An 11,240-nucleotide genomic window follows, 5' to 3' on the forward strand; every position below is an offset into this window, starting at 1 on the left:
TGCTCGCCAGCGAGCCCCGTCGGCTAGCAAGGCAGACCTAACCAGTCTGCTCCCGCAGCGCCGTGGGCGGAAGCCTGCAATTTATCTTGATATCAAGATAAATCTATCACGAGCCAGACACAGGTCCGGCATCCGACTCACGCGGATAGAGCCGCCGGGCGACGACCCAGGTGGTCGCGAGGAGCACCGCGAAGAACGGGATGCCCATGATGATCTTCACGGTGCCGAGAGTCGCCACGTCACCTGAGAAGTAGAAGGGCAGCTGCACGCCGAGGCGCGCGAGGAACAGCAGGGCCCACGCCACCGAGAGCCAGAAGAAGGTCCGGCGCTTGCGCGGATCCGCACGCCAGGAGACGCCCTCGCCCATCAGGAATCCGACGACGACGCCGATCAGCGGCCAGCGCACGGCGGCAGACACGAGGAATGCGGTGCCGTAAGCGATGTTGGTGATGAACCCGATGACGAACTGATCGGCGGCACGGCCGGTGAACAGGGGCAGTCCCGCGGCGATGACCGCGGCGACCAGGCCGGAGAGCGCTGCGACCGGCGGCGATTTCATCAGCAGGCGGACGATCGTGAAAATCGCCGCGGAACCCACGGACAGGATCAGGGCCAGAACCAGGTTGCTGCTGACGGTGTACGTGACGATGAAAGCGAGCAGCGGCAGCACCGACTCCACGATCCCCCGCCAGCCGCCGATGACGCCCCAGACCATCTGGCCCGTCGAGACGTCGGCGTCGGGGTCGATGCCCGCCTTGCGAGCAGCGCCGCCGAGGGCCGCTCCGAAGATCTCAGAGGCGGACGGTTCGCGCTCCGCGTCGGGATCAGGAGTGCTCACGCTGAGCCCGGCGTCGCCGGCATCTTCAGAGGGATCAGATCACGGGGCGGCATCGGGGCGCCGCCGCGGACGACGACGATCGACCGGAACAGGTCCTCGACCTTGGCCGCCGCTTCGAGATCGGATGCTGCGGCGCCGCCGATCACGCCGCGCAGGAACCACCGCGGGCCATCGACGCCGACGAAGCGGGCGAGCCGCAGTTCGGATCCTTCACTGGCCGCGGCGGGCACCTCGGCCAGCAGCTCTTTGCCCAGCGGCCCCTCGCGCTCCTCGACGCGGCCGCCCTGAGCTTTGACCTGGTCGCGCAGCTGCACGCGCGTCTCGTCCCACAGGCCGCCGGAGCGCGGCGCCGCGAACGGCTGCACCTGCAGCGAGGAGTCGGCGTAGTCTAGTCCGACGGCGACGATGCGCTTGGTCTGCTCCTCGACCTCGAGGCGCAGGTTGAGACCCTCGCGCGGCAGGATCTTGATGCCGCCGAGATCGATGTACGGGCGGACCGGGTTCGCCTCGGAGTCGTCCAACGGCCCTTCTGTCGCACGGTTGTGCGGTGCCGACTTCGAGGGTGTGGCGTTGTTGTCAGTCATCAGCCTTGTCCTGCTTCGTTACTGGTGGGGTGCTGCCTGATATCCGGTGGACCCGAATCCGCCCTCGCCGCGGGTGCTCTCGGGGAGCTCCTCGACGGGGATGAACGTCGCTCGGGTGACCGGCATGATGATCAGCTGGGCGATGCGATCGCCGACGGCGACATCGTACGCGCTGCGGGTATCGGTGTTGATCAGACTCACTTTGATCTCTCCGCGATACCCCGCGTCGACGGTCCCGGGCGAGTTCACGATCGAGATGCCGTGCTTGGCGGCCAGGCCGCTGCGCGGCACCACGAAGGCCGCGAAGCCCTCAGGCAGAGCGATGCGGACTCCGGTCTCGACCAGCGCGCGCTCCCCCGGCTCGAGGTGCACGGCGACGGCTGCGACGAGGTCGGCGCCTGCATCGCCGGGGTGCGCGTAACCGGGCACGACAGCGAGTCCATCGAGCACAGGGGCGATAATGGGGACGTCAACCGATTCAGTCACCCCATGAGGCTAATGCAGAACCGCACCGCTGAGACACGTCCGCAGTATCGCGAACGGCTGTCGCCGAGCCTCCGGCTTCTGGTGACCGTCGCACTCGCCGGCCCCATGGTGTCGCTCGTATTCGTGCCAGTCGGCTCAACGATCGCCCTGGTCGCAGGGGGCGCGGTCTCCGCAGCCCTCGTGGCGATGTTCGTCTGGCTCACCCCCGTGGTGGCGGTGGACGGCTCCGTGCTGCGCGCCGGACGCGCCCACATCGACGCGAGATTCCTCGGCGAACCCGAGGTGCTCACGGGAGACGAGGCGCGGCAGGCGCGCGGTCCGCGACTGCCCGCGCGGGGCTGGCACCTGATCCGCGGCGGGATCGACGGACTGATCGTCGTGCCGAACATCGACGAGGACGATCCCGTCGAATCGTGGACCATTTCGTCTCGCACACCCGACCGCCTCGCCGCGGCTGTTCGGGCGGCACGCGAGTCGGCGTCCGCCGACTCCTGACCGCGCGCCTCGCCCTCGGAGTGCGCCCGGATACGACGACGCGCCCGGAACCGTGAGGTCCTGGGCGCGTGACGCGTGTATCGACGCTGCGGTCAGGCAGCGCACTCCTTGCAGATCGGGCCGGACGAGCCCTCGTGGTCGAGCTGAGAGCGGTGCTTCACCAGGAAGCAGCTCATGCAGGTGAACTCGTCATCCTGCGCGGGCAGCACGACGACATCGAGCTCGAGATCGGACAGATCGGCACCGGGAAGGTCGAAGCTGGACGGGTTGTCCGAGTCCTCATCGCCGGACGAGCCTGACAGCTTGTCCGGCACACGCTCCTTGAGGGCTTCGATCGACTCGGAGTCGTCTTCACTCTTTCGGGGAGCGTCGTAATCGGTTGCCATGGGGTAGTTCTCCACTTTCATGGTGCGAGTGGTGGGAGTTGTGCCGCAGGGTTCGGCGGCCATAGTTTGCACGACCGCGAGAGATTTCGCAAATGTCGCCTCGTGCGACTGAGCAAACTGACGGCACGCCCAGGGTATTCCCGCCTGCTGTGGAACCGGCGTGACACCATGGGCGAACACCCATTCCTGAGGGGCATTCGCATGGAAAACGTCACCATCGTCGGCACTGAAGCAGGAGTCCTCGTACTCGCGACCGAATCCGGCGCGCGTTTTGCGCTGCCCATCGACGACGTGCTGCACCGCGAGATCCGTCGCGCGACACGCCAGGGCGAGCCGGTCGCGCAGAAACTCGCGGCCAGCCCGCGCGACATCCAGGCGCAGATCCGCGCCGGACTCACGGCTCCCGAGGTCGCCGAACTCCTCGGCATCGGCGTCGACGACGTCATCCGCTTCGAGGGTCCGGTCCTCGCCGAGCGCGAGCACATCATCGGACAGGCCCTCGCCGTCCCTGTTCTCATCGGCAGCGAGGTCGAACCCGACGCACAGCCCACCTTCGGGACGGCGATCCGAGCCAAGCTCGCCGATCTCGAGGCGACGGCGGAGCGCTGGGCGAGCTGGAAGGACGAAAGCGGATGGATCATCAAGCTCGAGTTCACCGCGAACGAGGTCGAGCATGACGCACGATGGAGCTTCGATCCCCGCCGTAGCGCACTCGCGCCGCTGAACGCCGACGCCACCCAGCTCTCGAGGCAGGGGTCGCTGCCCGAAGGTCTCATCCCTCGGCTGCGCGCGGTTGAGGCCGAGCGCACAGCATCCCCGTACAAGGACGACAGCCGTTTCGATTCCGGCGCCTTCGGTCCGCGTCTGGTGCCGACACCCGAAGCCGAGATCGAGGATCCCTCGTTGCCGGAGAGATCGGCATCGGCTGTGCAGGATGCCGCCATCAAGCGCGCTCCTGAGTCTCAGACGACCAGCCCTGAAACCGCCGACCTGCTCGAGGCCCTGCGACGCCGGCGTGGCCAGCGCGAGAGTTCCCCCATCATCGATCTCGATGATGACGTCGAGGTGGAGGACTCCAGCCCGATCGCTCTGTTCGACGCGCTGGAGAACGATCAGGACGACGAGGAGCAGCCTCCGCCCGCTCCCGAGCCTGCACCGGACAACGGTCGCCGTCGTCGTCGCAACGCGATGCCGTCGTGGGACGAGATCGTCTTCGGGGCGCGCACCGACGAGTGACCGTCGCGTTCGAGTGACTGCCGCACGTCGGCGACAGACCGAGCGACGGCGGCTCAGCGGGCGAACGCCCCGAATCGCAGCAACGGCACCTGTCGTTCCTCCGGTGTGAGACCACCGTGCTGGCCGACCATGCCCCGGCTGCGCTGATCAGCCGCCGTGCCGTCGTACACCGCTCCGTTGCCCCGCGCGACGACCAGCAGGTCGCCGATCCGTGACGCCGCAGCATCCGTCACCGTCGGGCCGAACAGACCCGACGCGATCGTCTCGGCATGGCCTCCCACGTCGGCGGCGCCGTCGAGATCTCGTCGCCAGCGCGAGAGGATCTCGGCGGCATCGACGTCGGGGTCGAGATACACGTGCAGCATGCGCGGCTCGCCGCCGATGCTGCTCACGCCGACGAGATGCTCGGACTCGAGCACCACCTGCTTGTGCCCCGGTACGTCGACCATCCCGTGGTCGGAGGTGACGATCACCCCGACGCCGGGAGGAACGCGGCGCGCCAGGGCGGCGTCGACGTCCTCCAGTGCCGACACCCACTGGCGGGACGCGATTCCGTGTCTGTGGCCGGCCTTGTCGACCTCGGGCAGGTAGCAGTACACCAGGGATCCGGGGTTCCGTTCGGCCAGGTCGTACGCGGTCGCGACGCGATCGGCGGGCGAGGCGGCGGAGACGAACTCGGCCCCCCGCAGCGTGGCCCTGCTGAACCCGCTGCCCGCATAAGCGGCGACGCCCACCGCGAACACAGGGCGTCCGTCGGCTGCCGCCTGCTCGAACACCGTGGGCGCGACCTGCCAGGACGCGGGATCGACGCCGGAGCTCTCCCATCCGGAGAGCTGGTTGACGAGGACGCCTCGGGAGCGGTCCAGCACGCTGTAACCGACGAGTCCGTGCTCGCCCGGCCACACACCGGTCAGGATGCTCGTCAGAGCCGCAGCTGTGGTCGACGGGAACACCGAGGAGGCGACGTCCTTCTTCGCCATTCCTGCCGTCAGCGCCCGAGCGTGACCCGCATGCGCGCGCAGGCTGATCGCCCCGAGGCCGTCGATCAGGACGAGCACGACGGACTCGGCCCGCGGCAGCGTCGCGGATTCGCCGCGGAGAGCGGCGAACAGGTCGCCCGCCACCCCGACGATGCTCCGGGCCGTGGGCGACTCGGACGGTAGCATGAGGGACATCCGAGCCAGTCTGTCACAGGCTCCCCGCGCCCTTCAGCCTCTGCAACATTTCCAGGATGGCCATGCCGAAAACCCCGCCGCCCGAGCTCGCCCCGGAGCGAATCCAGGACATCGACCTCGAGAGCGAGATGCAGGGCTCGTTCCTCGAGTACGCCTACTCGGTGATCTACTCGCGCGCCCTGCCCGACGCGCGCGACGGTCTCAAGCCTGTGCAGCGCCGCATCCTGTATCAGATGGCCGAGATGGGCCTGCGCCCCGATCGTGGTCATGTGAAGAGCGCCCGCGTCGTCGGCGAGGTGATGGGAAAGCTGCACCCGCACGGCGATTCGGCGATCTACGACGCCCTGGTCCGACTCGCGCAGGACTGGGCGCTGCGCGTTCCGCTGGTCGACGGTCACGGCAACTTCGGATCGCTCGACGACGGCCCCGCTGCCGCCCGTTACACCGAAGCTCGGCTGGCGTCGCCCGCCATGGCGCTCACCGAGAACCTCGACGAGGACGTCGTCGACTTCATCCCCAACTACGACGGTCAGTTCCAGCAGCCCGCCGTCCTCCCCGCGGCCTTCCCCAACCTGCTCGTCAACGGCGCCAGCGGCATCGCGGTGGGCATGGCGACAAACATGGCACCGCACAACCTCATCGAGGTCGTCGCCGCAGCCACGCATCTGCTCGAGAACCCGGACGCCACGACCGAAGAGCTCATGGAGTTCGTGCCCGGTCCCGACTTCCCCTCCGGCGGCATCCTGATGGGCCTCGACGGCGTGAAGGACGCGTACACCACCGGCCGCGGCGCGCTCAAGGTCCGCGGCAAGGTGTCGGTCGAGCAGATCGGACCGCGTCGCACGGGCATCATCGTGTCCGAGCTTCCCTACATGGTCGGACCCGAGCGTCTGATCGAGAAGATCCGCGACGCCGTGCAGTCCAAGAAGCTGCAGGGCATCAGCGATGTGACCGACCTCACGGACCGCAACCACGGCCTGCGCGTCTCCATCGGCATCAAGACGGGCTTCGATCCGAACGCCGTGCTCGAGCAGCTATACCGGCTGACCCCGCTGGAGGACTCCTTCAGCATCAACAACGTCGCCCTCGTCGACGGGCAGCCGCGCACGCTCGGCCTCAAGGAGATGCTCAGCGTCTACGTGATGCACCGTCTCGAGGTCATCACACGCCGCAGCCGGTACCGGCTCACCCGCCGCGAGGAGCGCCTGCACCTCGTCGAGGGTCTGCTCATCGCGATCCTCGACATCGACGAGGTCATCCAGGTCATCCGCTCCTCGGATGACTCCGAACAGGCCCGCGCCCGACTCCGGTCGGTGTTCGATCTCAGCGAGCTGCAGGCCGAGTACATCCTCGAGCTGCGCCTGCGCCGTCTGACCAAGTTCTCCCGCATCGAGCTCGAGGCCGAACGCGACGCCCTGCTCGCCGACATCGCCGCGTTGAAAGAGCTTCTCGGCAGCCCGGCACGGCTGCGTGCGGCGGTCGCGAGCGAGCTCGACGCCGCGGCCGACGCATACGGCACCCCGCGGCGCACGCTGCTCATGAACGCCGCTCCGCCGAGGCCGCGGGCGGCGAAGGGCGCACCCGACCTGCAGATCGCCGACGCACCGACCGTTCTCGTGCTGTCGACCACCGGTCGAGCGGTGCGGGTCGACCTCGCCGAGGGCCAGGAGCTCTCGGCACCCGCCCGCCGCAGCAAGCACGATGCGATCCTCACGACCGTCGAGACGACTGTGCGCGCCGAGCTCGGCGCGTTGACCAGCGCCGGGCGCGTGGTGCGCTTCTCCCCCGTCGACCTGCCGTCGGTGCCCTCCAGCTCTGTGCAGCTCGCCGCCGGCACGCCGCTGCGCGACTATCTCGGCATCACCGCGCGAGGCGAGCGGATCGTCGACTTCGTGCGATTCGACAGCGAGACGCCGGTCGCGATCGGCACGGCCCAGGGCACGGTCAAGCGCATCGTCCCCTCGACGCTGCCGGTACGCCCGGAGATCGAGGTCATCGGCATGAAGGCCGGCGACACAGTCGTCGGCTCCGCCGAGGCACCCGACGAGGCCGAACTCGTGTTCGTCACGACCGATGCGCAGCTGCTGCGGTTCACGGCATCCGCCGTGCGCCCGCAGGGAGCTCCGGCCGCCGGCATGGCCGGCATCAAGCTTGGCGCGGGTGCGTCGGTGCTGTTCTTCGGCGTCGTGACCCCTGACGCGGATGCCGTCGTCGCCACGGTCTCGGGCGGAGAGAGCATCCTCCCCGGCACCGACCCCGGCCGGGCCAAGGTCTCCGCCTTCGCCGAGTACCCCGCGAAGGGACGTGCCACGGGCGGCGTCAGGGCGCACGCGTTCTTGAAGGGCGAGGACCGCCTGACGGTCGCGTGGGTCGGACCTTCTCCGGCTCTCGCCGTCGACCCGACCGGCGCCGTGCGCAAGCTGCCCGAGCCGGGTGCCCGCCGAGACGCTTCGGGCCAGTCCATCGACGGCGTGATCGGATCGATCGGCCGCACGATCGTCTGATCCCGTCGTCCTCACGGGCGCCGGCCATCACACGGTCGGAGCAGCGGCCTCCTCGCCGAGGTGCACGAGTCCCTCGGACACGATGGCGGCCACGGTTCGCGCGTGGGCGCCGTCGGGGTCGAGGTCGGGGTCGAACACCGTCACAGAGGCTCCCCAGGCCCGGGGAGCGAGCACGCGCAGGAGATCGACCAGCTCATCGGGCGACAGTCCGCCGGGGTCAGGGCTGTCGACCGCCGGCATGTGCGCAGGATCGAGCACGTCGACGTCGATCTGCAGCCAGAACCCGTAGTCGAGTCCCGGCACCGACAGGATTCGCGATGCGGCGCGTGCTGCGCCGTAGAGGATGACCTGATCTGCAGGGATCATCAGGGCGATGGCGTCGGAGACTTCGGCGATCTCCTCATCCTCACGACGGCATCCGACGTGGGCCGCGGCATCGAAGTACGGGCCGAGCCCGTCGATGTCGGCGATCCCGGGAAGATGACGTCCGATCGCCACGGCGAGGTCCTCAGCGGCCAGCGCGCCGTAGGAATCGCTGTTGCCTGGGTGGCGGAAGTCGGTGTGCCCATCGACGTGCACGAGGCCCCCGCCACCGCTGACCTTCGAGGCGAGACCGGCAGCGACCACCAGGCTGCAGTCACCGCCGAGCACGAGAGGCGCATGGCCCTCGCGACGAAGGGTGACGAGCCGGCGCGCCAGACGACGGGCATGATCGATCAGCGCCGGTTGATTGCGCACCGTGCCCGCTGGACGTCTCTCGTCATCCAGATAGCGCCCGGGAAGCACGACTCCGGCATCGAACGCACGTCGGGCGAGGGAGGCGTGCAGCCCGGCCTCCCGCAGCGCCTCCGGCGCCTTGGCCGTGCCGGGAACAGCGCCCCGCTGCGGAGGGCGTAGGCCCAGGTTCGACGGCGCCGAGACGATCGCGATCATCGCCCCATCCTCGCAGGAGGCGCGGTGCGGCTCCTGCGAACACGCAGGCCGGGCGCCCGCAGCTCCGCGGATCGCCGGGAGGTCAGGCGTCGATCGACTCGCGAGAGAGCCGGTCGGACGACTCGATGATGAACTCCCGGCGCGGCGCGACCTCGTTGCCCATGAGCAGTTCGAAGACGCGGCCGGCGGCCTCGGCATCCTCCATGCGCACCCTGCGCAGCAGGCGCCCTCCGCGGTCCATGGTGGTTGACGCCAGCTGCTCGGCATCCATCTCGCCGAGACCCTTGTACCGCTGAATCGGCTCGTGCCAGCGTTTGCCGGCCTTCTTCAGCTTCGTCAGCAGGGCGTGCATCTCCTGCTCGCTGTACGTGTAGATGGTCTCGTTCGGCTTCGAGCCCGGGTTCATCACGATCACACGGTGCAGCGGGGGCACGGCGGCGAACACGCGCCCCTCCTCGATCAGCGGCCTCATGTAGCGGAAGAACAGCGTCAGCAGCAGGGTGCGGATGTGCGCCCCGTCGACGTCGGCGTCGCTCATCAGGATCACCTTGCCGTAGCGCGCCGCGCCGATGTCGAAGCTGCGCCCCGAGCCCGCGCCGATCACCTGGATGATCGATGCGCACTCGGTGTTGGAGAGCATGTCCCCCACTGACGCCTTCTGAACGTTGAGGATCTTGCCTCGGATCGGCAGCAGCGCCTGGAACTCGCTGTTGCGCGCGTTCTTCGCGGTGCCCAGAGCCGAGTCGCCCTCGACGATGAACAGCTCGCTGCGCTCGACCTCGTTCGTGCGGCAGTCCACGAGCTTGGTCGGCAGGGTCGAGGATTCGAGGGCGTTCTTGCGCCGCTGCGTCTCCTTGTGCGCGCGCGCCGACACGCGTGCCTTCATCTCCGCGACGATCTTGTCGAGCAGCTGGGTCGCCTGACTCTTGTCGTCGCGCTTGGTGGAGCTGAAGCGCTCGCCCAGATCCTTGCGCAGGACCTGCGCGACGATCTGACGCACAGCGGGGGTGCCGAGCACCTCTTTGGTCTGGCCCTCGAACTGCGGTTCGGGAACGTTCACGGTGAGCACAGCGGTGAGCCCCGCCAGGACGTCGTCCTTCTCGAGCTTGTCATTGGCCCCGACCTTGAGCCGGCGAGCGTTCTGCTCGACCTGCGTGCGCAGCACCTTGAGCAGCTCCTGCTCGAAGCCCTGCTGGTGGGTTCCGCCCTTCGGCGTCGAGATGATGTTCACGAACGATCTGGTGGTCGTCTCGTAGCCCGTGCCCCAGCGCAGCGCGATGTCGACGCCGCAGACCCGCTCGACCTCGGTCGAGACCATGTGTCCGTCCGCCTGGAGCACCGGGACGGTCTCCTTGAAGGTCCCCTCGCCCTGGATGCGCCAGGTGTCGGTGACGGGAGCGTCGGACGCGAGATACTCGACGAACTCCGAGATCCCGCCCTCGTAGTGGTAAGAGGTCTCGTTCTGCTCCTCGGCCCGCTGGTCGCGGACGACGAGCTCGAGCCCCGGGACGAGGAACGCGGTCTGCCGCGCCCGCGTCTCGAGTTCGCCGAGCTGGAACGCGGCGTCCTTCGTGAAGATCTGACGATCAGCCCAGTAGCGGATGCGCGTCCCGGTTACGCCGCGGGGCGCCTTGCCGACGATGCGAAGCTCGCTCTTCTCCTGGAACGGAGTGAACGGAGCATCCGGATGCTTCTCTCCGCCTTTGTCGTCGAAGTTGCCCGGTTCGCCGCGACGGAACGACATGGCGTAGGTCTTGCCCCCACGATCGACTTCGACGTCGAGGCGCTCGGACAGCGCGTTCACGACGGACGCGCCGACGCCGTGCAGGCCGCCGGATGCCGCGTAGGAGCCGCCGCCGAACTTGCCGCCGGCGTGGAGCTTGGTGAAGACGACCTCGACGCCCGTCAGGCCGGTGCGAGGTTCGACGTCGACGGGGATGCCGCGACCGCGATCGTGCACCTCGACGCTGCCGTCGGAGTGCAGGATGATGTCGATCCTCGTGCCGTTGCCGGCGACCGCCTCGTCGACGGAGTTGTCGATGATCTCCCAGAGGCAGTGCATGAGGCCCGGGGATCCGTTCGACCCGATGTACATGCCCGGGCGTTTGCGGACGGCCTCGAGCCCCTCAAGAACCTGAAGATGATGGGCGGAATACTCGGCTGTCACAATCTCCGAGTCTATTCGTCGGACCCCGCTGTGAGCCGCAGACACTCCCCTGACGGAGCCACCTGGGGCCCCGGACGTACGCGCTGAGCGAAACACGCCGTGATCCGGGCATGCACCCAGGCTCCGCGTGGTTGTATTGATCAAGTCCCGACAGCGAACCCGACACTCAAGGAGGCACCGAGATGAATGCAACGACCGAACGTGAGGCCTCCGCCGTAGAGTTCCGGCTGACCGCCATGGACCGCTGCGACTCGTGCGGCGCACAGGCGTACATCGCCGCCGAGGTCAATGGCACCGAGATGCTCTTCTGCGCCCACCACGGCCGCAAGTACGAAGAGAAGCTCCGCAGCATCGCCACCAGCTGGCACGACGAGACTGCCCGCCTCATCGAGGCCTGAGTCCGTCGTCAGGTTCAGGAGCCGGCTCCTGAACCGTC

General features: G+C 68.4%; 11 protein-coding genes. 4 read left to right on the top strand and 7 right to left on the bottom strand.

Translation table 11 applies throughout. The features are described from left to right. Positions 1–106: 106 nt before the first annotated feature. Genes QFZ53_RS13120 through dut form a run of 3 tightly spaced genes read right to left on the bottom strand, consistent with a single transcriptional unit; the run spans position 107 to position 1,908 of the window. Positions 107–838: a DUF3159 domain-containing protein gene (locus tag QFZ53_RS13120; protein WP_307297083.1), complete on the bottom strand. Its 732-nt coding sequence runs from the start codon at positions 836–838 to the stop codon at positions 107–109. Beyond that, positions 835–1,422, bottom strand: coding sequence for a DUF3710 domain-containing protein (locus QFZ53_RS13125; protein ID WP_292909036.1), 588 nt, complete (start codon positions 1,420–1,422; stop codon positions 835–837). Before QFZ53_RS13125 ends, QFZ53_RS13120 begins: the two co-directional genes overlap by 4 nt. 18 nt (positions 1,423–1,440) lie before the next feature. Continuing rightward, a complete protein-coding gene (gene dut / locus QFZ53_RS13130; RefSeq protein ID WP_292909034.1) occupies positions 1,441–1,908 on the bottom strand; it encodes a dUTP diphosphatase in 468 nt (155 codons plus the stop codon). Positions 1,909–1,911: 3 nt separating this feature from the next. Between dut and QFZ53_RS13135 the strand changes: the two genes are divergently transcribed. Beyond that, positions 1,912–2,403, top strand: a complete 492-nt coding sequence (locus QFZ53_RS13135) for a DUF3093 domain-containing protein (protein WP_307297087.1) — start codon at positions 1,912–1,914, stop codon at positions 2,401–2,403. A 92-nt stretch (positions 2,404–2,495) separates the two neighbouring features. Here QFZ53_RS13135 and QFZ53_RS13140 read toward each other — a convergent pair whose 3' ends face one another. After that, entirely contained in the window at positions 2,496–2,789 is a 294-nt protein-coding gene (locus QFZ53_RS13140) for a DUF4193 domain-containing protein (protein WP_292909032.1), read from the bottom strand. A gap of 201 nt (positions 2,790–2,990) precedes the next feature. Here QFZ53_RS13140 and sepH point away from each other — a divergent pair, with 201 nt between their 5' ends. Then, positions 2,991–4,025: a septation protein SepH gene (gene sepH, locus QFZ53_RS13145; protein ID WP_307297091.1), complete on the top strand. Its 1,035-nt coding sequence runs from the start codon at positions 2,991–2,993 to the stop codon at positions 4,023–4,025. A gap of 53 nt (positions 4,026–4,078) precedes the next feature. Here sepH and QFZ53_RS13150 read toward each other — a convergent pair whose 3' ends face one another. Continuing rightward, positions 4,079–5,200 (bottom strand): alkaline phosphatase family protein, encoded by a 1,122-nt coding sequence (locus QFZ53_RS13150; protein WP_307297094.1) that lies wholly within the window; start codon positions 5,198–5,200, stop codon positions 4,079–4,081. Between the two features lie 62 nt (positions 5,201–5,262). On the opposite strand from QFZ53_RS13150, the gene QFZ53_RS13155 reads away from it, so the two are divergent. After that, entirely contained in the window at positions 5,263–7,704 is a 2,442-nt protein-coding gene (locus QFZ53_RS13155) for a DNA gyrase/topoisomerase IV subunit A (protein ID WP_307297096.1), read from the top strand. A 27-nt stretch (positions 7,705–7,731) separates the two neighbouring features. Here QFZ53_RS13155 and QFZ53_RS13160 read toward each other — a convergent pair whose 3' ends face one another. Together QFZ53_RS13160 and QFZ53_RS13165 are read right to left on the bottom strand one after the other, a co-directional pair. Further along, positions 7,732–8,637, bottom strand: a complete 906-nt coding sequence (locus tag QFZ53_RS13160) for an arginase family protein (RefSeq protein ID WP_307297098.1) — start codon at positions 8,635–8,637, stop codon at positions 7,732–7,734. 82 nt (positions 8,638–8,719) lie between these two features. Beyond that, entirely contained in the window at positions 8,720–10,804 is a 2,085-nt protein-coding gene (locus tag QFZ53_RS13165; protein WP_373426288.1) for a DNA gyrase/topoisomerase IV subunit B, read from the bottom strand. 182 nt (positions 10,805–10,986) lie between these two features. On the opposite strand from QFZ53_RS13165, the gene QFZ53_RS13170 reads away from it, so the two are divergent. Next, a complete protein-coding gene (locus QFZ53_RS13170) occupies positions 10,987–11,202 on the top strand; it encodes a DUF7455 domain-containing protein (RefSeq protein WP_292909020.1) in 216 nt (71 codons plus the stop codon). Positions 11,203–11,240: the final 38 nt, after the last annotated feature.

This window comes from Microbacterium natoriense, from assembly GCF_030816295.1.
Lineage (GTDB): Bacteria > Actinomycetota > Actinomycetes > Actinomycetales > Microbacteriaceae > Microbacterium > Microbacterium natoriense_A.